Here is a 23,919-nt window from a genome sequence, read left to right as displayed (position 1 = left end):
ATGGCTGAGGACTGCATCTTCTGCAAGATCGTCGCGCGCGAGATCCCCGCGGAGGTCGTCGCCGAGAGCGAGCACACGCTCGCGTTCCGCGACATCAACCCGAAGGCGCCCGTGCACGTGCTGGTGGTGCCCAAGGTCCACCAGCCCGACGCCGCCTCGCTGGCGCAGGCCGAGCCGCAAGTCGCGGCGGAGCTGCTCGCGCAAACCCGTGCCATCGCCACGCAGGAGGGGTACGAGGACTACAACCTGGTCTTCAACACGGGCGCCGGCGCGGGCCAGACGGTGTTCCACGCCCACGTCCACCTGCTCGCCGGCGTGGACGTCTCGAAGCTCTTCCTGGCCTGAGCGCTCGGGACCGGGCCATGTCAGTGCTCGGTGAGTAGACTCGGACCTGTATGACTGACGACACTCCCGCGGCGCGACACACGGTCACCATCCCGGCCTCGATCCCGCTCGTTTCCCTGTTCGGACCCGCCGACGAGTTCCTGCGCCTGATGGAGGCCGCCTTCGAGGCGGGGATCCATGCCCGCGGCAACGAGGTCACCATCACCGGCGAGTCCGCCGAGGTGGCCCTGGTCGAGCGACTGCTCGACGAGCTGGTCACGATCCTGCGCACCGGCCAGGCCCTCACGGCCGAGACGGTCGAGCGCAGCATCTCGATGCTGCGCACCGAGACGCAGGAACGGCCGGCCGACGTGCTGAGCCTCAACATCCTGTCGAACCGTGGCCGCACGATCCGCCCCAAGACGCTCAACCAGAAGAAGTACGTCGACGCGATCGACGAGCACACGATCGTCTTCGGCATCGGCCCCGCCGGCACCGGCAAGACCTACCTCGCGATGGCCAAGGCCGTCCAGGCGCTGCAGGCCAAGGAGATCACCCGCATCATCCTGACCCGGCCGGCCGTCGAGGCGGGGGAGCGGCTGGGCTACCTGCCCGGCACGCTCTCGGAGAAGATCGACCCGTACCTGCGCCCGCTGTACGACGCGCTGCACGACATGCTCGACCCCGAGACGATCCCCAAGCTGCTGACGTCCGGTGTCATCGAGGTCGCTCCGCTGGCGTACATGCGCGGCCGCACGCTCAACGACGCGTTCATCATCCTCGACGAGGCGCAGAACACCACCGCCGAGCAGATGAAGATGTTCCTGACCCGCCTGGGCTTCGGCTCCAAGATGGTCGTCACGGGCGACGTCACCCAGGTCGACCTGCCCGGCGGCGCCACCAGCGGCCTGCGCGTCGTGCAGCAGATCCTCGGCGACGTGCGCGACATCCACTTCTCCCGGCTCACCAGCCACGACGTCGTCCGGCACAAGCTCGTCGGCCGCATCGTGGCCGCCTACGACGACTTCGAGGCGGACGGGCGCGCCCGGACCGAGGCCGCGGGAGGCGCGCATGACCGTCGACGTCCTCAATGAGTCCGGCGTCGACGTCGACGTCGCCGCGCTGACCTCCCTGTGCCGCTTCGTCATGCGCCGCATGCGGCTGCACCCGCAGACCGAGATGACGCTGCGCCTGGTCGACACCGAGACGATCGCCACGCTCAACGAGCAGTGGATGGGCAAGCAGGGTCCCACCGACGTGCTCTCGTTCCCGATGGACGAGCTCACCCCCGGTGACGACGACCGCGACACCGACGCCGGCTACCTGGGCGACATCGCCCTGTGCCCGCAGGTCGCCGAGCAGCAGGCGCCCGCCGCGGGCCACGAGCGCGACGACGAGATGGCGCTGCTGACGGTCCACGGCATCCTGCACCTGCTGGGCTACGACCACGCCGAGCCCGAGGAGCACGCCGAGATGTTCGGGATCCAGGGCCGCCTGCTGCTGGAGTGGGCCGACCCGGCTCTGCGGGAGCAGTGATGACCGGTCCGGCCATCGCCCTGGCCGTGGTGCTCGTCGTCCTGGCGGGCCTGCTCGTGGCCGTCGAGGCCGCCATCTCCACGTTCTCCAAGGCGCGCGCCGACGAGCTCACCGACGAGGGCGTCGGGGGAGCGAAGCGGCTGGCCCGCATCCTCGAGGACCCGGCGCCGTACCTGAACTCCGTCCTGCTGCTGCGCATCGTCGCCGAGACCGCCGGCGTCGTGCTCGTCGCCGCGATCGTGGCCGACATGGTGGACGGCTACTGGCACAACGTGCTGATCGCCGCGGGCATCATGTCGGTCGTCTCGTTCGTCGCGATCGGCGTCGGCCCGCGCACGCTGGGCCGCCAGCACTCCGAGGCCATCGCCGTCGCCTCGGCCGGTCCCGTCATCGCCACCACGCGGCTGCTCGGGCCGCTGCCGCGGCTGCTGATCCTCATGGGCAACGCGCTCACGCCCGGCCGCGGCTTCGCCGAGGGCCCGTTCGCGTCCGAGGTCGAGGTCCGCGAGCTCGTCGACCTGGCCGCCGCCAGCTCGGTCATCGAGTCCGACGAGTCGAAGATGATCCAGTCGGTCTTCGAGCTGGGCGACACGATCGTCCGCGAGGTCATGGTGCCGCGACCCGACCTGGTCTACATCGAGCGGCACAAGACGCTGCGCCAGGCGATGTCGCTCGGCCTGCGCAGCGGCTACTCGCGCATCCCGGTGATCGGCGAGAACCTCGACGACGTCATCGGCATGGCGTACCTCAAGGACGTCACGAAGCGCGTCTTCGACAACCACGCGGCCGAGACCACCGAGAAGGTCGAGTCGCTCGCCCGCGACGTCATGTTCGTGCCCGACACCAAGCACGCGGACGCGCTGCTGCGCGAGATGCAGGCCCGGCGCACGCACGTCGCGATCGTCATCGACGAGTTCGGCGGCACGGCCGGCCTGGTCACGATCGAGGACATCCTCGAGGAGATCGTCGGAGAGATCACCGACGAGTACGACGACGAGCCCGACGAGCGCGAGGAGCTGTCCGACGGTGCGTGGCGGGTCAGCGCGCGCTACGACGTGGACGACCTCGAGGAGCTGTTCGGCATCGCCTTCGACGACGAGGACGTCGACTCGGTGGGCGGCCTCATGGCCAAGTACCTGGGCACCGTGCCGATCCCCGGCTCGGTCGTCGAGGTCGGCGGGTTGCGCTTCGAGGCGCAGGCGCCCCAGGGTCGCCGCAACCGCATCGGGCGCGTCGTCGTGTCGCGCGTCGAGGCGGTCGACGCGACGTCCGAGGCCTGAGTCGCCGGCCGGTACATTCGTCGCATGGACCTGCCCGCCGAGGACGCCAAGCTCGTGACCCTCGCCCGCTCGTCGCGGGCCCGACTCCAGGTCGCCCAAGGGGCAGCCGTCCGTGACCTCGACGGCCGCACGTACACCGCGGCCACCGTGCACCTGGACACGCTGCGCGTCTCGGCGCTCGACCTCGCCGTCGCGATGGCCGTGTCGTCGGGGGCCAAGGGCCTCGAGGCGGCCGCGCTCGTGACCGAGGGCGACGTCCCCGTGGGCCTGGACTCCGTCATCGAGTTCGGCGGCGCGGGCGTCACGGTCGTGGTCGCCGACCCGGCCGGCGCGGTCGACACGGTGCTGTCCACATGAGCACCCCCGAGTTCCGCTCCGGCTTCGCGTGCTTCGTGGGCCGGCCGAACGCCGGCAAGTCCACGCTGACCAACGCGCTCGTGGGCGAGAAGGTCGCGATCACGTCGTCGCGGCCCCAGACCACGCGCCACGTCATCCGGGGCCTCGTGCACCGCGAGGACGCGCAGCTGGTCCTCGTCGACACGCCGGGCCTGCACAAGCCCCGGACCCTGCTGGGCCAGCGGCTCAACGACCTCGTGCGCACCACGTGGGCCGAGGTCGACACCGTCGGGATGTGCCTGCCCGCCGACCAGCGCATCGGGCCGGGCGACCGGTTCCTCATCAAGGAGCTCGCGGCGCTGCGCCGCAAGCCCGTCATCGCGATCGCCACCAAGACCGACCTCGTCTCGCCGGCGCGGCTGGCCGAGCACCTCGTCGACATCGCGGCGGCGGGGGCCGAGGCCGGGCTCGAGTGGCGTGAGGTCGTGCCCGTCTCGGCCGTCGCCAACGACCAGGTCGACCTGCTGGCGTCCCTGCTGATCGACACGCTCCCCGAGGGCCCGCCGCTGTACCCCGAGGGCCAGCTGACGGACGAGCCCGAGGAGACCCTGATCGCCGAGATCATCCGCGAGGCCGCCCTCGAGGACGTCCGCGACGAGCTGCCGCACTCGCTCGCCGTGGTCGTGGAGGAGATCGTCCCGCGCGAGGACCGCCCCGAGGACAAGCCGCTGCTGGACGTGCGCGCCAACGTGTTCGTCGAGCGCGACAGCCAGAAGGGCATCGTCATCGGCAAGAAGGGCGCCCGCCTCAAGAAGATCGGCATGGACTCGCGCGGCCAGATCGAGCGGCTGCTCGGAACGCCCGTCCACCTCGACCTGCACGTCAAGGTCGCCAAGGAGTGGCAGCGCGATCCCAAGCAGCTGCGCCGCCTGGGCTTCTGAGGCTCAGCGCGGCGCGTGGGCCAGCAGGCTCTCGCTGAGCCGGTCCAGCAGCGGCGAGTCCAGCCGCCAGCGCTGCCAGTACAGGTCCACGCGGCTGGCCGAGCGGCCCAGTCGCACGAGGCGTCCGGCGTCGAGTCCCTCGGTGGCCTGCTCCTGCGGGAGCAATCCCCAGCCCAGCCCCGCCTCGATCGCGGCCCGGAAGTCGTCCGACGCCGGCACCTCGTGGACCACGGTGGGGGCGGCGTCGGTGTGGCGCGCCAGCTCGGCGTGCTGCAGCCGGTCCTTGGCGTTGAACACGACCATCGGCATCGCCGCCCAGTCGGGCCGTCCGCCGAACCGCTCGAGCAGCCCGGGGGCCGCGACGGGCAGGTAGCGCAGGGAGCCGAGGGGAGTGACCGAGCAGCCCTGCACGGGACTCGGGTCGCTCGTGACCGCGCCGACCACGTCGCCGCGGCGCAGCAGGTCGTGGCTGTGGCCCTCGTCCTCGACCCGCAGCCGCAGCGCGACGTCGCGCCAGCCCGCCACGTCGGCCAGGACGGGGCGGAACCACGTGGCGAGCGAGTCGGCGTTGATCGCGACGGCGAGATCGGCCGGATGGTCGTCGAGCGCCTCGGTGAAGGCGAGGTCCAGCTGGCGGCCGAGCCGGACGAGTCCCGCTCCCGCCTCGGTCGGCGCGGCGGGCGACGTCCGCGAGACCAGCACGCGGCCGACGGCGCTCTCGAGCGCGCGGATGCGCTGGCTGACGGCGCTGGGAGTGACGTGCAGGGCGCGGGCGGCGGCCTCGAAGGACCCGTGGTCGGCGATCGCCACGAGGGCCGCGAGCTGCGCGGGAGGCAGGTCCATGGCGCCAGTTAAGCATCGCTTCACGATCGTACAAAACCTTCGTTGGACTTCACGCTGTGGGCCGCCTAGCGTCGAGGCGTGCTCCCCGCCCTCCTCGCCGGCGCCCTGACCGGCCTGTCCCTCATCGTCGTGATCGGCGCCCAGAACGCCTACGTCCTGCGCCAGGGCATCCGCCGCTCCCACGTGGGCGCCGTCGTGGCGATCTGCGCCGTGTCGGACCTCGCGCTGATCCTCGCCGGGGTCGCCGGGATCGGCGCGATCGTCGACCGTGCCGCGTGGCTGATCGACGTCGTGACGTGGCTCGGCGTGGCGTTCCTCGTCTGGTACGGCGTGCTGTCGATCCGTCGGTCGATGCGCCCCGAGGTGCTCAGGTCGCAGGGCGCCGCGGACGAGCGGCTCCGCACCGTCGTGCTGCAGGTGCTGGCGCTCACGTGGCTGAACCCGCACGTCTACCTCGACACCGTCGTGCTGCTCGGCTCGATCGCCCAGTCGCACGGTCCCGTCGGCCGCTGGTGGTTCGGCGCCGGGGCGTCGCTGGGCAGCATCGCGTGGTTCTCGGCGCTCGGCTTCGGTGCCACCCGGCTGGCCCCGCTGCTGGCCCGGCCGCGCGCGTGGCAGGTGCTGGACCTGCTGATCGGCATCGTGATGTTCGTGATCGCGGCCTCGCTCGTCTGGTGACGGCGCGGCGCGTCGCGCAGGATGGACGGATGGATCCCGTCGAGGCGCTGCGCGAGACCGCGTTCTGGCTCGAGCGCGAGCGTGCCACCACCTACCGTGTCGAGGCGTTCCGCAAGGCGGCCGCCGCCCTGGCCGACCTCTCGGCCGACGAGGTCGCCGAGCGCGCCCGCACCGGCGAGCTCGGCCGCATGAAGGGCCTCGGCCCGCGCACGACGACCCTCGTCGAGCAGGCGCTCGCGGGGGACGTTCCCGAGTACCTGGCGGACCTGCGCGAGCGCAACACCGAGCCGCTCGCGGCGGGCGGGCGGGAGCTGCGCGCCCTGCTGCGCGGCGACCTGCACAGCCACACGAACTGGTCCGACGGCGGCAGCCCCATCGAGGAGATGGCGCAGGCAGCGGCGTGGCGCGGTCGCGAGTACCAGGCGATCACCGACCACTCGCCGCGGCTGACGATCGCGAACGGGCTCAGTCGTGAGCGCCTTGAGGTGCAGCTGGAGGTCATCGCCGACCTCGACGAGCAGCTCGACGGCGTCACGCTGCTCACCGGCATCGAGGTCGACATCCACCTGGACGGGACGCTCGACCAGGACGACGACCTGCTCGGCCGGCTCGACGTCGTCGTCGCCAGCGTGCACTCCAAGCTCGCGATGGACGCGCGCGAGATGACCCGGCGCATGGTCGCCGCCGTCTCGAACCCGCACACGGACGTCCTGGGGCACTGCACGGGCCGGCTCGTCGAGGGGTCGCGCGGCCAGCGCCGGCAGTCGCAGTTCGACGCCGAGCAGGTCTTCCGCGCGTGCGCGGACCACGGCGTGGCCGTCGAGATCAACTCCCGTCCGGAGCGCCAGGACCCGCCCGACGAGCTCATGGACCTCGCGTACGGCCTGGGCTGCCTGTTCGCGATCGACACCGATGCGCACGCGCCCGGCCAGCTGGACTTCCTCGACCACGGGGCCGCACGCGCCGCCGAGCGCGGGATCGACCCCGACCGCATCGTCACGACGTGGCCGCTGGACCGCCTGCGCGAGTGGCTCACCCGCTGAGCTGCACGTTCGGCCCCGGTCACACGGCGTGTCGCGGGCGCAACGTGCAACTCAGCGGGGGAGTCAGTCCATGAGCAGGGCGGCCATCGTGGCGCCGAGCTCGGTGGCGGCCGCCAGGTGCGGCTCGACGTCGCCGGTGAAGACGAGCGGCGGCGCCGCGAGCGACCACTGCAGGCCGGTCGTGATCGACTCCATCGCGCGCTCAGCACCGGTGGTGTCGTAGCCGCCGCGAATCCAGTACGAGAACGGCCGCTTGGCCGTCGGCTCGCGGACGTCGTCGTACACGGAGTCGAAGAAGTGCTTGAGCGCGCCCGACACGTACCCGAGGTTCGCGCTCGTGCCGAGCAGGTAGGCGTCGGCCGCCAGGACGTCGTCGACGGTGGCCTCCAGCGCCGGCCGCACGACGACCTCGACCCCCTCGATCGCGGGGTCGCGGCTCCCGGCCAGCACGGCGTCGGCCAGCGTGACCAGGCGTGGGGTCGGACAGTGCTGCACGACGAGGAGGCGGGCCATGGCGCCACGGTATCGCCGGGGTCCGGCCGAAGCCGTGCCGAGGATTGAGGGGTGTGCCTAGGATCTCTCCATGGACTTCGCGGCGGCAGCACAGTCGGTCCTCGACAACGTCGCGACCGTCATCGACGGCAAGCAGTCCGCCATCGAGATGACGCTCGTGGTGGCCCTCGCCGAGGGTCACCTGCTCATCGAGGACGTGCCCGGCGTGGGCAAGACGGCCCTCGCCCGGGCCCTGGCCCGCTCGGTCGACTGCTCGGTCCGACGCATCCAGTTCACGCCGGACCTGCTGCCGTCGGACGTCACGGGCGTCTCGGTGTTCAACCAGGCCGTCTCGGAGTTCGAGTTCAAGCCCGGCGCGGTGTTCGCGAACCTCGTGATCGGCGACGAGATCAATCGCGCCTCGCCCAAGACGCAGTCCGCGCTGCTCGAGGCGATGGAGGAGCGCCAGGTGTCGGTCGACGGCACGACCTACGCGCTGCCCGTGCCGTTCATGGTCGTGGCGACGCAGAACCCGTTCGAGATGGAGGGCACGTACGTCCTGCCCGAGGCGCAGCGCGACCGCTTCATGGCCCGGATCTCGCTGGGCTACCCGGACGCGGAGGCCGAGCTGGCGATGCTGCGCGACCGCGACGACCGCGACCCCTCCGACCTGCTCGAGCCCGTCATCGTGGCCGAGGACCTGGAGAAGATGATCGCCCACGCTCGCGCGATCCACGTCGCGGAGTCGGTCGAGCGGTACGTCGTCGCGCTGGCCCGGGCCACACGCGAGTCCGGCGACCTGCGCCTGGGCGCCAGCCCGCGCGCCACGCTGCAGCTGGTCCGCGCCGCCAAGGCGCTCGCCGCGATCCGCGACCGCGAGTTCGTGCTGCCCGACGACGTCGCCGAGCTGGCCGTCCCCGTGTTCGGCCACCGCCTCGTGCCGCTGCGCGGCGGGGGCACCGCCGACGAGATCGTCACCGATCTGCTGCGCCAGGTCCCGGTCTGACCATGCGGCTCACCCGACGCTCGGTCGCCCTCATCGCGGTCTCCGCCGCGAGCCTGGCGCTGGCCGTGCTCGGTGGCATCCCGGCGCTGCTCCCGGTCGCCTGCCTGTGCGCGGGGCTGGTCATCGCGGCGCTGCTCATCGTGCTGCTCGCCGGCGCCCGGCTCGAGGCGCGCCGCTCGGTCCACCCCTCGATCGTCGAGCCCGAGGAGCCCGTCGAGGTCACGCTGGACGTCGCCCTGCGCACGGCCCTGCCGGTCGTGGCGACGCGCTGGCGCGACCGCCTGCCGACGACGCTGCGCGGCACGGCCGAGGGCACGGTGCCGCCGACGTCCCGCACGGGCGCGCGGCTGCGGTACGAGGTCCAGGGCCGCCGGCGCGGGAGCCACGAGGTCGGGCCGCTCACGGTGGTCGTCGGCGACGCGTTCGGCCTCGCCGAGCGCACCCTGAGCGCCACGGGCCACGACCGCTTCGTCGTCCTGCCCCGGCGTCGCCCGCTCGACTCGCGCGACGGACCCGGCGGCGGGACGGACGGCACCAGCCGGATGCACCCCACCTCGGGACTCGGCCAGGACGACGTCATCGCGCGGCCCTACCTGCCCGGCGACGCGCTCAAGCGCTGGCACTGGAAGGCGACGGCCCACCACGGCGAGCCGATGGTGCGCCAGGAGGAGTCCGAGCTGCGTCCCACCCTCCTCGTCGTCCTCGACACCGAGCCGCGCGTCCACGACCAGGCGGGCTTCGAGTGGAGCGTCTCGGCCGCCGCCTCGATCGTCAGCCACTACGCCGACCGCCGGTACGACGTGGACCTCGCCGCCGGGAGCGCCGCCGTCTCGCTGGACGCCGGTCACGGCCTGCGGGAGGCGCTCGTCGTCCTGGCGCTGGTCGAGCCCGGCACGGAGTCCGTGCCGCTGCCGGCGCGTGACCGCACGACCCTCGTCCTGACCGGCCGGCTCGACTCCTCCGGCGCCGAGCGGCTCCTGCAGTCCGTCGGCTCACGCGACACCGTCGCGTTCGTGGCCCGCGGCACGAGCGACGAGGCCACCGCGGCCCTGGCGCGCGCCGGCTGGCACGTCGTCGTGCGCGACACGTCGGACGACCTCGCGGACCTGTGGTCCCGGCCCGTGGGGGTGCCGGTGCCATGACCCGCGACCGCCGCGCCGAGGCGCTCGACACGCTCGTGGTCCTGCTGGCCGCGATCACGCTGCTCGGCGGCTTCGACTCGCTGTTCCGCGGCGCGGGGTGGGTGGTCCTCGTGCTCGCCGTCCTGGTGCCGGCGGCCGTGGCGATCGTGCTGGTGCGCCTCGTCGCCCCGGCGCTGGCGACCGCCGCGGGCGTCGTCACCTCGGCCCTGATGATCGTGTGGGTCTTCGTCCCCGGCAGCACGGCGTTCGGCCTGCCCACGCCGGCCACGCTCGACGCGCTCGGCCGGCTCGTCGACCGGGCACGCGTCGTCATCGTCGAGCAGGCCGCGCCGATCGACCCGCCCGAGTCGGTCGTGCTGCTCGTGGCCTTCGCCTTCGCGGTGACGTTCGTCCTCGCCGACGCCGTCGCCCGGCAGACGTGGCGCGTCCCGCTGCTGGGCGCACTGTGGACCACGATGCTCGTCGTGCCGAGCGTCATCTCGATGGAGACGCCACCGTGGTGGGTGTTCGCCGGGACGGCGCTCGCCTGGCTGTGGCTGTGGTGGTCCGAGACAGCGCACGTGGGGCTCGTGCCGCGCGGGGGAGCGGTCATCACCGCCCTCGGCGCGCTGGTCTTCGCGCTCGTCGTGCCCATGCTGACGCCGGCGATCGAGCCGACCTCCAGCGACCTGGGCGTCTCGAGCACCCGCATGTTCACCCGCGGCATCAACCCGATGATCGAGCTCGGCCGCAACCTGCGGCAGTCCGACGGCCGCCGGGTGCTGACGTACACGACGACCTCCGAGGACGGCGTCTACCTCAAGGCCGCGGTGCTGCGGAACTTCGACGGCGAGACGTGGAGTCCGAGCCCCGTGATCACGGACGAGGCGACCGACGGCACGGTCGTGGCGGACGGCATCGCGACGCGTGAAGCCACCACGAACGTCCGCATCGAGAGCCTGCGTGCGACGTACCTGCCCGTGCCGGACCCGGCGCTGGAGATCCGCGGGCTCGAGGGCCAGTGGGAGTGGCTGCGCGACGGCTCCACGGTCCGGGCGATCGAGCCCACCACGACCGAGGACCAGACGTACACGGTCGTCAGCCTCGAGCGCGAGCCCACCGCGGACCAGGTCCGCGCGCTCGACAAGCCCGGGGACGACCTCGACGCGTACCGCGCGCTGCCGCGCCGGGTGCCGCCCATCATCGAGCGGCTCGCGCGGGCCGAGGCGGGCCGGGCGACCAACGACTACGACCGGATGGTCGCGCTGCAGGACTGGCTCCGCGGCGCCTTCACGTACTCGATCCAGGCGCCCGTCGAGCAGGGCTTCGACGGCAACGGGCTCGAGGCCATGGCCGAGTTCCTGGTCGAGCGCACGGGCTACTGCGTCCACTTCGCCTCGACGCTGGCGGTCATGGGACGGCTGCTCGACGTGCCCACCCGCGTGGCCGTCGGCTACGCGCCGGGCGACAACGTGCTGAGCCGCACGACCAAGTCCACGACGTACGCCCTGAACTCCGACGACCTGCACGCCTGGACCGAGGCCTACTTCCCGGACCTCGGCTGGGTCCCGTTCGACGCGACCCCGGGCGTGGGGGAGGAGACCTCGTTCCCCGAGACCGCCGAGGGCGGCGGCGTGGGCGCCGACGATTCCGAGGTCCCCGAGGCGGCGGAGAACGAGTCCGGCAGCCCGCGCGACGCCCGCGACGGCGGCTCGTCGACGGACGCGGAGCAGGAGACGGGCCGCTCGTGGCGACCCGCGCTGGTCGCGCTCATGGCCGTGGCGGTGCTCGGCGCCGTGCCCGGGATCGTGCGGCAGGTGCGTCGTCGCCGCCGCTGGAGCGCGGGGTCCGGGTCCACCGAGCCGCTGTGGAGCGAGGTGTCCGACACGGCGCGCGACCTCGGCATCGAGCCCGACCGCTCCGAGACCCCCCGCGGGTTCGCCCGCCGACTCGAGGACCACGGGGTGGACGCGGACGCCCTGCGCCTGCTCGTGACCGAGGTGGAGCGCGACCGCTACGCCGGCGGCGCCACCGCGCCGCGCCTCGACGAGGCCCGCAAGGTGGTGGACTCGCTGCAGGCGGCCCAGCGCCCGCGCGTGCGCTGGCTCGCGCGCGTCATGCCGCGCTCGCTGCTGCGGTGATCAGTCGTCCCAGACGGACAGGTCGGGGCCCTTCGGCACGATCTGCGTCGGGTTGATGTCGGTCTGCACGACGTAGTAGTGCTGTTTGATCTGCTCGAAGTCCGTGTTGTCGCCGAACGCGGGCTGGCGGTACAGGTCGCGGGCGTAGCGCCACAGGTTCGGCATCTCGACGAGCCGGTTCCGGTTGCACTTGAAGTGCGAGTAGTAGACCGCGTCGAAGCGCGCGAGCGTCGTGTACAGCCGGACGTCGGCCTCGGTGACCTGATCGCCCATCAGGTAGCGGCGGTCGGCCAGCCGCGCCTCGAGCCAGTCCATCGCCTCCCACAGGCGGTCGTAGGCGGCGTCGTACGCCTCCTGCGAGCCGGCGAAGCCGCAGCGGTACACGCCGTTGTTGACCTCGGTGAAGATCCGCTCCATGACCTGCTCCATCTCGTCGCGGACCTCGGCGGGCCACAGGTCGGGAGCGTCGGGGCCGTGGTGCTCGCGCCATTCGAAGAACAGGTCGTGGGTGATCCACGGGAAGTCGTTCGTGACGACCTGGCCGCTGGCGACCTCGACGATGGCGGGCACCGTGATGCCGCGCGGGTAGTCGGGGTAGCGGGCGAAGTAGGCCTGCTGCAGGCGCTCGATGCCGAGCACCGGGTCCACGCCGCCGGGGTCGAGGTCGAACGTCCAGCTGCGCGCGTCGTGCGTGGGCCCGGGCAGGCCGGCGCTGATGACGTCCTGCAGCCCGAGCAGGTCGCGCACGATGAGCGCACGGGTCGCCCACGGGCACGCCTTCGCCGCGACGAGGCGGTAGCGGCCGGGCTCCACGGGCCAGGTCGGGGCATCGGCGACGGCCGGCTTGCCGGTGCCCGCCCGGTCGTCCACGGGCGCCCCGCCGCCCTTCGTGATGCGGTCGGGGATGTAGTTCATGTCCCGGTCGAAGGCGGCGCCCGCCTTGACGTAGGAGCCGGTGGTCGCGTGCTCGTCGGTGGCCATGCTTCCGACCCTAGCCACCGGCGGCGAGGATCGCGCCCGGTCGCCGGTGTACGATGAGGCCATCATGCGGATCGCGAACCTCCTCCTTCGCTGCCGCGTCGAGGTCCTCTGAAGGTCGGACCCCTCGGCGCGGTGTTCGTCATGACCGACCGCTGAAACGCTCGTCGAGCCCCGAGGAAGACCTCCCATGAAGAACAACCCTGTCTCGCCCCAGCAGTCGTCGCCCATGCCGTTCGGCCGCTACCGCGCCTTCACCCCCATCGACCTGCCCGACCGCACGTGGCCGTCGAACCAGATCACCCAGGCCCCGCGCTGGCTGTCCACCGACCTGCGCGACGGCAACCAGGCGCTCATCGACCCGATGACGCCCGCCCGCAAGCGCCGCATGTTCGACCTCCTGGTGCGCATGGGCTACAAGGAGATCGAGGTCGGCTTCCCGTCGGCCAGCCAGACCGACTTCGACTTCGTCCGCTCGCTGATCGAGGGCGACGCGATCCCCGACGACGTCACGATCTCGGTGCTGACGCAGGCCCGCGAGGACCTGATCGAGCGCACCACCGAGTCGCTCGTCGGCGCCCACCGCGCCAACATCCACCTGTACAACGCCGTCGCGCCCCTGTTCCGCCGCGTCGTGTTCAACGTCGACCGCCACGAGTGCCGCGCGATCGCCACCCGCGGCACCGAGCTGGTGATGAAGTACGCCGAGCAGAACCTGGGCGACACCGCCTTCGGCTACCAGTACAGCCCCGAGATCTTCACGGGCGCCGAGCTGGAGTTCAGCCTGGAGGTCTCCGAGGCCGTCATGGACGTGTGGCAGCCCGAGGCCGGCCGCGAGATCATCCTCAACCTGCCCGCCACGGTCGAGATGGCCACGCCCAACACGTACGCCGACCAGATCGAGTGGTTCAGCCGGAACATCAGCCGTCGCGACGTCGTGGCGATCTCGCTGCACCCGCACAACGACCGCGGCACGGCCGTCGCCGCGACCGAGCTGGCGATGATGGCCGGCGCCGACCGCGTCGAGGGCTGCCTGTTCGGCCACGGCGAGCGCACCGGCAACGTCGACCTGGTCACGCTGGGCATGAACCTGTTCAGCCAGGGCATCGACCCGCAGATCGACTTCTCCGACATCGACGAGGTCCGTCGCACGGTCGAGTACTGCACGAACCTGCCGGTCCACCCGCGCCACCCGTACGCGGGGGACCTGGTCTACACGGCGTTCAGCGGCTCGCACCAGGACGCGATCAAGAAGGGCCTGGAGGACCTGGAGCGCCAGGCCAGGGAGCAGGGCGTTCCCGTCGCCGAGCTGCCGTGGGAGGCGCCCTACCTGCCGATCGACCCGCACGACGTGGGCCGCACGTACGAGGCCGTCATCCGCGTCAACAGCCAGTCCGGCAAGGGCGGCGTCGCGTACATCATGAAGACCGAGCACCAGCTGGACCTGCCGCGCCGCCTGCAGATCGAGTTCAGCCGCGCCATCCAGTCGATGAGCGAGGGCGAGGCCGGCGAGATCCAGCCCGAGGAGATCTGGGGCGCGTTCACCCGCGAGTACCTCGAGCGCGAGGAGCCCTACTCGCTGACGCGGTTCACGTCGGTGACGACCGAGGACGGCCGGGACGAGCAGGTCGTCGACCTCGTCGTCCGCGGCCAGGAGCGCTCGTTCAAGGGCGAGGGCAACGGTCCCGTCGCGGCGTTCGTCGACGGCATGCGCCAGGCCGGGGCCGACATCCGCGTCCTCGACTACAGCGAGCACGCGCTCAGCTCCGGCGGCGACGCGAAGGCGGCCGCCTACGTCGAGTGCGAGATCGCCGGCGAGGTCGTGTGGGGCGTGGGCATCCACGAGAACATCGTCACCGCGTCGCTGCGCGCCGTGGTCTGCGCCGCCAACCGTGCGGAGGCCACCACCATCCCGGTGGGCTGACGACTCAGACCGACCTCGGGGCCGTTGGTATACCGTTTTGGTATGCCAACGGCCCCGACCTCGTTCCGTCCCCTCCGCGATGACGTCCGCGACCTGATCCGCGAGCGGATCATCGCCGGGACGCACGCGCCGGGCAGCCGCCTGGTGGAGCGGACGATCGCGGCCGACCTCGGGGTCTCGCGGATCCCGGTCCGCGAGGCACTCCAAGCGCTCGTGCTGGAGGGCTTCGCGGTCGACCGGGACACCCGCGGCATCGCGGTCCGGGCCTACGAGCCCGAGCAGATCGCCGAGCTGGCCGAGGTCGGCGCCGCCCTCGAGCGGGTGCTGGTCGGCCGGGTCGCGGCGACCGCCACGGGCGAGACTCTCGCTCCACTGCGCGCCGTGCTCGACGAGGCGCGGGACGCCATCGACCGGGGCGACGTCGACGCGGCCGTGGCGGCCAACGGCCGGTTCCACGACGAGCTCGCCGCGCTCGCCGAGGGCACGATGGCGCACGAGGTGCTCGGCACGGTGTCGCAGCGGCGCCGCTGGCTGCTCACGCAGCACACCGACCCGGCGCCGATCCACGCCGAGCACGTCGCGCTGTTCGACGCGATCGCGAGCGGCGACGCGGACCGCGCCCGCCGGCTCACCGAGGACCACGCGCGGACCACCGTCGAGAACGCCCTGCGCACCAGGGGGACGCGGCCATGAGCCGGCGCACCGCGAACGTCGCGGCGGTCGTGGCGTCGGCCGGGCTTCTGCTGGCCGCCTGTCAGTCGTCCGGGGACGACCGCGCGGAGCGCCCCGCGGCGACCACCTCGGCCACGCCCACGACGCCGCCGACCACCGCCTCCCCGTCCCCCTCGCAGAAGGACCCGCTGATGGACCTCGACCAGGACCAGCTCGACACCCGGCTGATCGCGGCGGCGTGGGAGAACGACGTGAAGGCGGCGCGCCGCCTGATCGCCGCGGGCGCCGACGTGAACGCCACGGACGACACCGTCCAGAGCGCGCACCTCATCGCGGCGAGCGAGGGGCGGCGGGCGCTGCTGGACCTGACCCTGCGCCACGGCGCGGACCTCGGCGTCCACGACCGCTTCGACGGCACCGGCGTGATCCGGGCGGCCGAGCGCGGACACGCGTGGATCGTCGGCCGCCTGCTCCGGGCCGGTGCCGACCCCGACCACGTGAACCGGCTCGGCTGGGTGGGCCTGCACGAGGCCCTCGTCTTCGCCAGGCCGGAGCGCCGGCGCCAGTACGTCGACACCGTGCGGGTGCTCGTCGCCGGGGGTGCCGACGTGCGGATCGCCTCGCGTCGAGACGGTCTCACGCCGGTGCAGCTGGCCGAGCGGCACCGGCTGGAGCCCCAGGCCCGCCTGCTGCGACGCGCCCAGCGCGCCGAGAAGGTGAGCGCCGAGGTCGCCGGTCGCCGGTTGCTCGCGGCGGCCCGCGACGGCGACGCGGACGCCGCGGCCCTCGCTCTGCGCGCCGGGGCCGACCTCGAGGTCCGCAACGAGCTGCGACAGACGCCGCTGCTGCTGGCCTCGACGCACGACAGCGTCGCCGTCGCCCGCCTGCTGGTCGCGATGGGTGCCGACCCGGACGCGCTCGACCACCAGCACGACACCCCGTGGCTCGTGACCGGCGTGACGGGCAGCGTCGCGATGCTCGAGGCGCTGCTGCCCGCGGGACCCGACCTCACGATCGAGAACCGGTACGGCGGCCTCTCGCCGATCCCGGCGGGGGAGCGCGGCCACGTCGACTACATCCGCCGCGTGATCCGCACCGGCGTCGACCTCGACCACGTGAACGACCTCGGCTGGACCGCGCTGCTCGAGGCCGTGATCCTCGGCGACGGCTCGCGGCGCTACGAGCAGATCGTGACGCTGCTCGTCGAGGCGGGCGTGGACACGGGCATCGTCGACAAGAACGGCGTGACGGCGCTCGAGCACGCGCGTGCGGCCGGGTACGACCGCATCGTGCGCGTGCTCGAGCGCGCCGTCACTTGATCGTGCCGGTGCCCTTGCCCTCCATGCGCTGGTCGTGCAGCAGCTCGCCCTCGGCGTCGACCGGGACGACCGTCGCCTCGAACGTGATGGGCGAGTTCGCCTGGTGGTGGAAGTTCTCGCCGTAGGCGTACTGCTGCCCGGCGCCGAACGTGTACACGCCCGACTCCTGGTATCCGCCGGGGGCGATGCCGGCGCTCGCGACGCCCATCTGCTCGTAGAGGGCGGAGTCGGTGATGCCGCCCATGCCCTGCATGTACTTCCAGTCGTCGTAGCGCGGCTTGACGCTGACGAGCGAGGAGCCGAGGTCGACGGCGTCGCCCTCGTTGGTGATGACGTAGTTCACGAACACGATGTCGTCGCCCTTGGCGATGATCGGCTTGTTCGTCTCGGGGTCGACCCAGCTGCCCTGCTTGGGCGCCTTCGCGGTGCCGACCTGGTAGACGTCGACCTTGATGTCGCCGACCTCGAACGTCGAGATCTTGTCGCCCTTCGGGTCCGCGGGGTGGCCCCACGCGGGCTGGTCGCCGGCCGTCGAGGCGGCCTCGGAGGGCTCCTCCGACGGTGTCTCGGTGGCCTCGGTCCGCGTCGCGGCGGAGTCGTCCTTCGTCTCGGGGTCGTCGGACCCGCACGCGCCGAGCGCGAGCAGCGAGGTGGTGGCGACGGCGACGAGCGCGGTCCGGACGGGTCGGGCAGTGCGCAAGGTGGTTCCCCCTGTGGTGGTGACGTACGCAGCGTGGGCCGAGTGGCCCACCGTCCACCGTGTCACGGCGCGCGCCGCGTGTGACCCCCCGGAACCGGGGTGGGTCAGCCGCGCGGCAGCGCGTCCGTGACGGCGCGCAGCAGCGGCCGGTCGCGCTCGCCCGCGCGGACCACGGCGCGGATCTCGCGGCTCAGGCTCGCGCCCGCCGGCTCGGCGGTGTGCAGGCCGGGGCGCGCCACCTCGATCGCCAGGCGCGGCAGCAGCGCCACGCCCTGGCCGGCGGCGACGGCCACCGACAGCAGCTGCAGGTCGTCGGTCTCCCAGCGCACCTGGGGCTCGAACCCGGCCTGCCGGCACGCGTACCTGACGGCCTGGCCGCACGCCGCCTCGGCCGGCGGCATGACCCACGGGGACTCGGCGAGGTCGGCCAGCGTGGTCCCGCGGGCGAACGGCTCGCGGCCGATCAGCACGAGGGACTCGCGGTGGACGGACGTGGCGTTGACGCGTGCGGGGAAGGCCATGGGGGCGTGCTCGTAGACGTCGACGAGGGCGAGGTTCAGGCGGCCCTCCTGCAGGGCCGTGAGGCTCGCGTGCGGCTCCGCGACGGTGATCGTCGCGTCGAGGCCGGGGTGCTGCTGCGACAGGGAGGTGAGGGCCGGCAGCACGAGGGCCTGCGCGGCCGACGCGATCGAGCCGATGCGCACCCGGCCGACGAGGTGGTCGTCGAAGCCGTCGATGTCGCCGCGCGCGGCCTCGAGCAGGCGCACGAGGCTGCGCCCGCGCTCGGCCAGGACCTCGCCGGCGGCCGTCAGTGCGACGCCGCGCGGCAGCCGCTCGAGCAGGGGCACGCCGCACTCGCGCTCGAGCGTGGTGAGCTGCTGGGACACGGCCGAGGCGGTGATGGCGTTGGCGCGGGCGGCGCCGGCGATCGAGCCGTGGTGGGCGACGTCGACGAGCAGCCTCAGCCGGGTCGGGTCGGGCAGGTCCTTCACGGGATCACCTCCGGGACGTAAGTGCAACTTATGGTGGACAGTCTGCAACATCAGGCAGACGATGGGCTCGTGAACATCGAGAGTGTCGCCGTCTTCGGCCTGGGCAAGGTCGGCGAGCTGGTCGCCCACCTGCTCGTCCGCGCTGGTTTCTCCGTGACCGGGTTCGACTCGCGCGAGCGTCCCGACCTGGGCTTTGAGACCCGGACGCTGGACGTCGCCGACGGCGCCGAGCTGCGCGACGCGCTCAAGGGCGCCGACGCGGTCGTGTCCTGCCTGCCGTACCACCTCAACATCGCGGTGGCCGAGGCCGCGTACGACACCGGCGTGCACTACTTCGACCTCACCGAGGACGTCCCCACGACGAACCGCGTCATCGAGCTGGCCAAGGACCGCCCGGACAACGTGTTCGTGCCCCAGTGCGGCCTCGCGCCCGGCCTGATCGGCATCGTCGGCGCGAGCCTCGCCGAGAGCTTCACCTCGATCCGCAGCATCGAGCTCAAGGTCGGCGCCCTGCCGCAGAACCCGACGGGCCTGCTCGGCTACGCCTTCAACTGGTCGGCCGAGGGCGTCGTGAACGAGTACCTCAACGACTGCGACGTCCTGCGCTCCGGCGAGCGCCGCAGCGTGCCCGCGATGACCGAGAAGGAGCGCGTGTTCATCGGCGGCATCGAGCTGGAGGCGGCGCTCACGTCGGGCGGCCTCGGCACGATGTGCGAGACGTACGCGGGGCGCGTGCAGCGCCTCGACTACAAGACGCTGCGGTACCCGGGCCACTTCCGCCAGATGCACTTCCTGTTCGACGAGCTCAACCTGCGCGACGAGCGCGAGCTGGTGGGCCGCATCCTCGTCGACGCGAAGCCGCCGGTGAACGACGACGTCGTCTACCTGCACGCCGCCGTCGAGGGCGTGAGCGACGGCCAGCCGTTCCGCCGCAACCACGTCCGCGCCTACCTGCCGATCGAGATCGACGGCCGCGTGTGGCGCGCCATCAGCTGGACGACGGCCGCCTCGGCCGTCGCGGTCGTCGAGCTCGTCGCCAACGGCACGCTGCCGGGAACGGGCTTCGTCCGCCAGGAGGACGTCCGCCTGGCCGACCTGCTGGCCACCCGGTCGGGACGACTGTTCGAGACGCACGGGAAGGTGGACGCATGAGCATCGCAGCCAACGTCGCGGAGGTCTTCGAGCGGATCGGCGCGCCCGACCCGTTCAGTGCCGACGGCCAGATCGTCTGCCGCACGCCGATCGACGGCTCCGAGCTGGGCCGTGTGAGCGCGCACTCGGCCACCGAGGTCGGCGAGGCGGTCGGCCGGGCCCACGCCGCCTTCGAGCAGTGGCGCACCGTTCCCGCGCCCGTGCGCGGCGGCTTCGTCCGCGAGCTGGGCAACCTGCTGCGCGAGCACAAGGAGGATCTCGGCGCCCTCGTGACGATCGAGGCGGGCAAGATCGTGTCGGAGGGCCTCGGCGAGGTCCAGGAGATGATCGACATCTGCGACCTCGCGGTCGGGCTGTCGCGCCAGCTGCACGGCCTGACGATCGCCAGCGAGCGGCCGGGCCACCGCATGATGGAGCAGTGGCACCCGCTGGGCGTCGTGGGCGTCATCAGCGCCTTCAACTTCCCGGTCGCGGTGTGGTCGTGGAACTCCGCGCTGGCGTTCGTGTGCGGCGACTCGGTCGTGTGGAAGCCGTCCGAGAAGACCGTCCTGACGGCGCTGGCGTGCCGCGCGCTGGCGCAGGAGGCCGCCCGCCGCTCGGGAGCGCCCGAGGACCTGCTGCAGGTGGTCATCGGCGCTCGCGAGGTCGGCGAGGCGCTCGTGGACGACTCGCGCGTGCCGCTGGTCTCGGCCACCGGCTCCACCCGCATGGGCAAGCAGGTCGCGCCGCGCGTGGCCGCCCGCCTCGGCCGGAGCCTGCTCGAGCTGGGTGGCAACAACGCCGCGATCGTGGCGCCCACGGCCGACCTCGACCTCACGGTGCGCGGCATCGTGTTCTCGGCCGTCGGCACGGCCGGCCAGCGCTGCACGACGCTGCGCCGCGTCATCGTGCACGAGTCGGTCAAGGACGAGCTCGTCGAGCGCCTCGCGGCCGCGTACGAGACGCTGCCGATCGGCTCGCCGCTGGACGAGGGCACCCTCGTCGGCCCGCTCATCGACGAGTCCGCCGCGGCGGCGTTCGACAAGGCGCTCGACCAGGCCCGCTCGGACGGCGGCACGGTGCTCACCGGTGGCGGTCGCGCCGAGGGCGTCCAGGGCGGTCACTACGTCCACCCGGCGATCGTCGACATGCCCGAGCAGACCGCCATCGTGCGCGCCGAGACGTTCGCCCCCGTGCTCTACGTCCTGACGTACCGCGACCTCGACGAGGCCATCGCGCTGCACAACGCGGTCGACCAGGGCCTGTCCAGCGCGATCTTCACGATGGACGTGCGCGAGGCCGAGCGCTTCGTGTCGGCCACCGGCTCGGACTGCGGCATCGCCAACGTCAACATCGGCACCTCGGGCGCCGAGATCGGCGGCGCGTTCGGCGGCGAGAAGGACACCGGAGGCGGCCGCGAGTCGGGCTCGGACGCGTGGCGCAACTACATGCGCCGCACGACGAACACGATCAACTACTCGACCGAGCTGCCGCTCGCGCAGGGCGTCGACTTCGGCTGACGCCCCCGAGCGCCGCCCGGAACCGGTCGGCGCGCTGGGGCAGAATGGGCAGGTGGGCACCTATCGCGACACCGGTGTCGTCCTGCGCACCCAGAAGCTGGGCGAGGCCGACCGCATCGTCACGATGCTCACGCGAGGGCGCGGCGTCGTCCGCGCGGTCGCCCGCGGGGTGCGCAAGACCTCCAGCCGCTTCGGCGGCCGCCTCGAGCCGTTCATGCACGTCGACGTGATGTTCGCGGAGGGCCGGTCGCTGGACGTCGTGACGCAGGTCGTCACGATCGACCCGTTCGCCTCGCACCTGGGCGCCGACTACGCCGCGTACACGGCCGGCACCGCGATGCTCGAGACCGCCGAGCGGCTCGTCGCGGACACCGCCGAGCCGTCCGTCCCGCAGTACCACCTGCTGGTCGGCGCGCTGCGCGCCCTGACCCAGCACCGGCAGCCGCCGGGCGTCCTGCTGGACTCGTTCCAGCTGCGGTCGCTCGCGATCGCGGGCTACGCCCCCTCGTTCGACGCGTGCGCCCGGTGCGGCCTGGAGGGACCCCACCGGCACTTCCACGCGGGCTCCGGCGGCATGCTGTGCGACGGCTGCCGTGTCCCCGGCTCCTCCGTCCCGGCACCCACCACGGTCGCGCTGCTCGCGGCGCTGCTGGTGGGGGACTGGGACTCCGTCGCCCTGGCCGACGACCGTGCCCGCCGCGAGGCCGGCGGCATGGTGGCCAACTACCTGTCCTGGCACCTCGAGCGCGCCCTGCGCTCCCTGGCTCACGTGGATCGCTGATGACCCGACCCCCCACGCCGCACCCGTCCGGTGCGCGCCCGCCCCGACTCGCGCCCGACCAGGTGCCGCAGCACGTCGCCATCGTCATGGACGGCAACGGCCGCTGGGCCCAGCAGCGCGGGCTGCCCCGCACGAAGGGGCACGAGGCCGGCGAGGCCGCGCTGTTCGACGTCGTCGAGGGCGCCATCGAGGTCGGCGTGAAGGCCGTCAGCGCGTACGCCTTCAGCACCGAGAACTGGAAGCGGTCGCCCGAGGAGGTCACGTTCCTCATGGGCTTCAACCGCGACGTCATCCGCCGGCGCCGCGACGAGATGCACGAGCTCGGCGTCCGTGTCCGGTGGGCCGGCCGCCGGCCGCGCCTGTGGCGCAGCGTGATCCGCGAGCTCGAGATCGCCGAGGAGCTGACGAAGGACAACACCGTCTGCACGCTGACGATGTGCGTCAACTACGGCGGCCGGGCCGAGATCGCCGATGCCGCCGCCGCGCTGGCGCGCGACGTCAAGGCCGGCCGGGTCAACCCCGACAAGGTCACCGAGGCCACGTTCGCCCGCTACCTCGACGAGCCCTGGATGCCCGACGTCGACCTGTTCTGGCGCACCTCGGGCGAGCAGCGCACCAGCAACTTCCTGCCGTGGCAGGCGGCCTACGCCGAGCTCGTGTTCAGCGACATCGCCTGGCCCGACGTGGACCGGCGGGCGCTGTGGGCCGCGATCGAGGAGTACGCGACGCGCCAGCGCCGCTACGGCTCGGCCTGACTCGGGCCTCCGGCCCGCATCTGGCGTCGCGCAGCGACGTGTCGGATGGGCAGACGGGGGTACGTCCAGGGCCCCACCCCGGAAGGAGCCCCATGTACGACGCGCTGGTGATCGGCGGCGGCCCCGCGGGCCTGCAGGCGGCGCTGACCCTGGGACGGATGCACCGCACGGTGCTGCTCGTCGACTCGGGCCAGTACCGCAACGGGTCCGTGGCGCACTCGCACAACTTCGTGACGCACGACGGCCGCTCCCCGGACGAGCTGCGGCGCCTCGCGCGCGAGGACCTCAGCCACTACCCCTCGGTCGAGCTGCGCGAGGGCACCGTCGAGGGCGTCAGCGAGATCGACGACGGCTTCGAGGCCGACCTCGGCGGTGAGACCGTCCGGTCGCGGACGCTCGTGCTCGCCACCGGCATGACCGACGAGCTGCCCGACATCCCCGGCCTCGCCGACGCGTGGGGCGCCGAGGTGGCGAACTGCCCGTTCTGTCACGGGCACGAGTTCGCGGACCGGCCGATCGGGCTGCTGGGTGACGGCCCGAGCATCGGTGAGCTCGAGGCGATGCTCGCGCCGATCGGGTCCGAGGTGCTGACGTTCGCCAAGGACGACCTGTCGAAGGTCGAGCGCACCGAGCGCGGCCTGCTGGCCCACCGGACCGAGGGTGAGCCGGTCGAGCTGGCCGGGCTGTTCCTGCACCCGAGCACCGCGCAGGCGGCTCCGTTCGCCGAGCAGCTGGGCCTGGACATCCTGCCGTCCGGCTGCGTCCGCGTCGACGCGCTCAACCGCACCAGTCACCCGCGGATCTTCGCGGCGGGCGACCTGGCGCACGTCGAGGAGCTGCCGGTCCCGATGCCGTCGATCCTCGCGGCGGCCGCGGCGGGCCAGGCCGCGGGCGCGAGCGCGGTCCGCTGGCTCGCGAACCCCGAGGCCGAGCACGAGGGGAACCCGCTCACCGACTGAGGCTCTCCCACGAGCTGGTCGACCACGCCGTCTCGCCGGCCAGCACGTCGGTGAGGAAGCCGCGGAAGCGCGGGCACTGCGTGATGTCGTGCGCCCGGCACCGCAGCGCGTGCTCGGTCATCTCGCGCGAGCGCTCCATCTCGGCCATGCGGCGGGCGAGGTCGGCGAGGTGGGCCTCGAGGACCTCGTGGCGCGACGGCGCCTCCTCGTCGAGCAGGACGCCGATCTGCTCGAGCGACATGCCGGCGGCCTTGCTGCGCAGGATCACCGCGACCCGCACGAGGTCGTCGTCGGTGTAGCGGCGGCGCCCGCCGGCGTCGCGCGCCGGCCGCAGCAGGCCGACGTCCTCCCAGTGCCGCAGGACGTGCGTCTCGATGCCGAATCGGGCCGCGACGTCCCCGATCGCCTGATCGCTTGACTTCATGTCGACCTGAAGTCGCACGCTCG

25 protein-coding genes are annotated in these 23,919 nt (G+C 72.7%); 19 read left to right on the top strand and 6 right to left on the bottom strand.

Annotation, left to right across the window (positions count from 1 at the left end; genetic code table 11):
- Genes AB3M81_RS13935 through era form a run of 6 tightly spaced genes read left to right on the top strand, consistent with a single transcriptional unit; the run spans window position 1 to window position 4,417 of the window.
- Window positions 1-345, top strand: a complete 345-nt coding sequence (locus AB3M81_RS13935; protein WP_412904515.1) for a histidine triad nucleotide-binding protein — start codon at window positions 1-3, stop codon at window positions 343-345.
- A 50-nt stretch (window positions 346-395) separates the two neighbouring features.
- Window positions 396-1,418, top strand: a complete 1,023-nt coding sequence (locus AB3M81_RS13930; RefSeq protein WP_412904514.1) for a PhoH family protein — start codon at window positions 396-398, stop codon at window positions 1,416-1,418.
- Window positions 1,396-1,860: an rRNA maturation RNase YbeY gene (gene ybeY, locus AB3M81_RS13925; RefSeq protein WP_412904513.1), complete on the top strand. Its 465-nt coding sequence runs from the start codon at window positions 1,396-1,398 to the stop codon at window positions 1,858-1,860. Before AB3M81_RS13930 ends, ybeY begins: the two co-directional genes overlap by 23 nt.
- Window positions 1,860-3,140 carry a hemolysin family protein gene (locus tag AB3M81_RS13920; protein ID WP_412904512.1) on the top strand — a complete coding sequence of 427 codons (1,281 nt, stop codon included), beginning with the start codon at window positions 1,860-1,862 and terminating at the stop codon, window positions 3,138-3,140. Before ybeY ends, AB3M81_RS13920 begins: the two co-directional genes overlap by 1 nt.
- 24 nt (window positions 3,141-3,164) lie before the next feature.
- A complete protein-coding gene (locus AB3M81_RS13915) occupies window positions 3,165-3,497 on the top strand; it encodes a cytidine deaminase (RefSeq protein WP_412904511.1) in 333 nt (110 codons plus the stop codon).
- The gene (gene era, locus AB3M81_RS13910) at window positions 3,494-4,417 is read left to right on the top strand and encodes a GTPase Era (protein ID WP_412904510.1); all 924 of its coding nucleotides are present in this window, start codon (window positions 3,494-3,496) and stop codon (window positions 4,415-4,417) included. The genes AB3M81_RS13915 and era overlap by 4 nt, the downstream gene beginning before the upstream one ends.
- Before the next feature lie 3 nt (window positions 4,418-4,420).
- Here era and AB3M81_RS13905 read toward each other — a convergent pair whose 3' ends face one another.
- Complete coding sequence (locus tag AB3M81_RS13905) at window positions 4,421-5,260, bottom strand: LysR family transcriptional regulator ArgP (RefSeq protein ID WP_412904509.1); 840 nt, start codon at window positions 5,258-5,260, stop codon at window positions 4,421-4,423.
- A gap of 78 nt (window positions 5,261-5,338) precedes the next feature.
- On the opposite strand from AB3M81_RS13905, the gene AB3M81_RS13900 reads away from it, so the two are divergent.
- Both AB3M81_RS13900 and AB3M81_RS13895 read left to right on the top strand, forming a co-directional pair.
- Complete coding sequence (locus AB3M81_RS13900) at window positions 5,339-5,938, top strand: LysE/ArgO family amino acid transporter (RefSeq protein ID WP_412904508.1); 600 nt, start codon at window positions 5,339-5,341, stop codon at window positions 5,936-5,938.
- A gap of 29 nt (window positions 5,939-5,967) precedes the next feature.
- Window positions 5,968-6,981: a PHP domain-containing protein gene (locus tag AB3M81_RS13895; protein WP_412904507.1), complete on the top strand. Its 1,014-nt coding sequence runs from the start codon at window positions 5,968-5,970 to the stop codon at window positions 6,979-6,981.
- Window positions 6,982-7,044: 63 nt separating this feature from the next.
- Here AB3M81_RS13895 and AB3M81_RS13890 read toward each other — a convergent pair whose 3' ends face one another.
- Window positions 7,045-7,494 (bottom strand): flavodoxin family protein, encoded by a 450-nt coding sequence (locus AB3M81_RS13890; protein ID WP_412904506.1) that lies wholly within the window; start codon window positions 7,492-7,494, stop codon window positions 7,045-7,047.
- Window positions 7,495-7,564: 70 nt separating this feature from the next.
- Here AB3M81_RS13890 and AB3M81_RS13885 point away from each other — a divergent pair, with 70 nt between their 5' ends.
- The 3 genes from AB3M81_RS13885 to AB3M81_RS13875 are packed head-to-tail and all read left to right on the top strand — an operon-like array spanning window position 7,565 to window position 11,741.
- Window positions 7,565-8,479 (top strand): AAA family ATPase, encoded by a 915-nt coding sequence (locus AB3M81_RS13885; protein WP_412904505.1) that lies wholly within the window; start codon window positions 7,565-7,567, stop codon window positions 8,477-8,479.
- 2 nt (window positions 8,480-8,481) lie between these two features.
- Entirely contained in the window at window positions 8,482-9,621 is a 1,140-nt protein-coding gene (locus AB3M81_RS13880) for a DUF58 domain-containing protein (RefSeq protein ID WP_412904504.1), read from the top strand.
- On the top strand, window positions 9,618-11,741 hold the full coding sequence (locus tag AB3M81_RS13875) for a transglutaminase TgpA family protein (RefSeq protein WP_412904503.1): 2,124 nt from the start codon (window positions 9,618-9,620) through the stop codon (window positions 11,739-11,741). Before AB3M81_RS13880 ends, AB3M81_RS13875 begins: the two co-directional genes overlap by 4 nt.
- On the opposite strand, the gene AB3M81_RS13870 is transcribed toward AB3M81_RS13875, so the two are convergent.
- Window positions 11,742-12,722 (bottom strand): glutathione S-transferase C-terminal domain-containing protein, encoded by a 981-nt coding sequence (locus AB3M81_RS13870; RefSeq protein WP_412904502.1) that lies wholly within the window; start codon window positions 12,720-12,722, stop codon window positions 11,742-11,744.
- 187 nt (window positions 12,723-12,909) lie between these two features.
- Here AB3M81_RS13870 and leuA point away from each other — a divergent pair, with 187 nt between their 5' ends.
- The 3 genes from leuA to AB3M81_RS13855 are packed head-to-tail and all read left to right on the top strand — an operon-like array spanning window position 12,910 to window position 16,634.
- Window positions 12,910-14,643 carry a 2-isopropylmalate synthase gene (gene leuA / locus AB3M81_RS13865; RefSeq protein ID WP_412904501.1) on the top strand — a complete coding sequence of 578 codons (1,734 nt, stop codon included), beginning with the start codon at window positions 12,910-12,912 and terminating at the stop codon, window positions 14,641-14,643.
- 42 nt (window positions 14,644-14,685) lie between these two features.
- Window positions 14,686-15,336 (top strand): GntR family transcriptional regulator, encoded by a 651-nt coding sequence (locus AB3M81_RS13860; RefSeq protein ID WP_412904500.1) that lies wholly within the window; start codon window positions 14,686-14,688, stop codon window positions 15,334-15,336.
- The gene (locus AB3M81_RS13855; protein WP_412904499.1) at window positions 15,333-16,634 is read left to right on the top strand and encodes an ankyrin repeat domain-containing protein; all 1,302 of its coding nucleotides are present in this window, start codon (window positions 15,333-15,335) and stop codon (window positions 16,632-16,634) included. Before AB3M81_RS13860 ends, AB3M81_RS13855 begins: the two co-directional genes overlap by 4 nt.
- Here AB3M81_RS13855 and AB3M81_RS13850 read toward each other — a convergent pair.
- Together AB3M81_RS13850 and AB3M81_RS13845 are read right to left on the bottom strand one after the other, a co-directional pair.
- Window positions 16,627-17,334, bottom strand: coding sequence for a hypothetical protein (locus AB3M81_RS13850; RefSeq protein WP_412904498.1), 708 nt, complete (start codon window positions 17,332-17,334; stop codon window positions 16,627-16,629). The two genes, AB3M81_RS13855 and AB3M81_RS13850, sit on opposite strands and share 8 nt — an antisense overlap.
- Window positions 17,335-17,438: 104 nt before the next feature.
- Complete coding sequence (locus AB3M81_RS13845) at window positions 17,439-18,326, bottom strand: LysR family transcriptional regulator (protein ID WP_412904497.1); 888 nt, start codon at window positions 18,324-18,326, stop codon at window positions 17,439-17,441.
- 69 nt (window positions 18,327-18,395) lie between these two features.
- Between AB3M81_RS13845 and AB3M81_RS13840 the strand changes: the two genes are divergently transcribed.
- The 5 genes from AB3M81_RS13840 to AB3M81_RS13820 all read left to right on the top strand — a co-directional run bounded on the left by AB3M81_RS13840 (window position 18,396) and on the right by AB3M81_RS13820 (window position 23,472).
- Complete coding sequence (locus tag AB3M81_RS13840; RefSeq protein ID WP_412904496.1) at window positions 18,396-19,478, top strand: saccharopine dehydrogenase C-terminal domain-containing protein; 1,083 nt, start codon at window positions 18,396-18,398, stop codon at window positions 19,476-19,478.
- A complete protein-coding gene (gene amaB / locus AB3M81_RS13835) occupies window positions 19,475-20,977 on the top strand; it encodes an L-piperidine-6-carboxylate dehydrogenase (RefSeq protein ID WP_412904495.1) in 1,503 nt (500 codons plus the stop codon). Before AB3M81_RS13840 ends, amaB begins: the two co-directional genes overlap by 4 nt.
- A 52-nt stretch (window positions 20,978-21,029) precedes the next feature.
- The gene (gene recO, locus AB3M81_RS13830; RefSeq protein ID WP_412904494.1) at window positions 21,030-21,758 is read left to right on the top strand and encodes a DNA repair protein RecO; all 729 of its coding nucleotides are present in this window, start codon (window positions 21,030-21,032) and stop codon (window positions 21,756-21,758) included.
- The gene (locus AB3M81_RS13825; RefSeq protein WP_412904493.1) at window positions 21,758-22,513 is read left to right on the top strand and encodes an isoprenyl transferase; all 756 of its coding nucleotides are present in this window, start codon (window positions 21,758-21,760) and stop codon (window positions 22,511-22,513) included. Before recO ends, AB3M81_RS13825 begins: the two co-directional genes overlap by 1 nt.
- A 92-nt stretch (window positions 22,514-22,605) precedes the next feature.
- Window positions 22,606-23,472, top strand: a complete 867-nt coding sequence (locus tag AB3M81_RS13820; protein WP_412904492.1) for an NAD(P)/FAD-dependent oxidoreductase — start codon at window positions 22,606-22,608, stop codon at window positions 23,470-23,472.
- On the opposite strand, the gene AB3M81_RS13815 is transcribed toward AB3M81_RS13820, so the two are convergent.
- Entirely contained in the window at window positions 23,462-23,896 is a 435-nt protein-coding gene (locus AB3M81_RS13815) for a MerR family transcriptional regulator (protein WP_412904491.1), read from the bottom strand. The genes AB3M81_RS13820 and AB3M81_RS13815 overlap by 11 nt on opposite strands.
- Window positions 23,897-23,919 lie beyond the last annotated feature (23 nt).

Source organism: Aeromicrobium jepli (assembly GCF_047246605.1).
GTDB lineage: Bacteria > Actinomycetota > Actinomycetes > Propionibacteriales > Nocardioidaceae > Aeromicrobium.
Note: the sequence above shows the minus strand (reverse complement) of the source record. Positions and strands in the feature narration are given on the sequence as shown.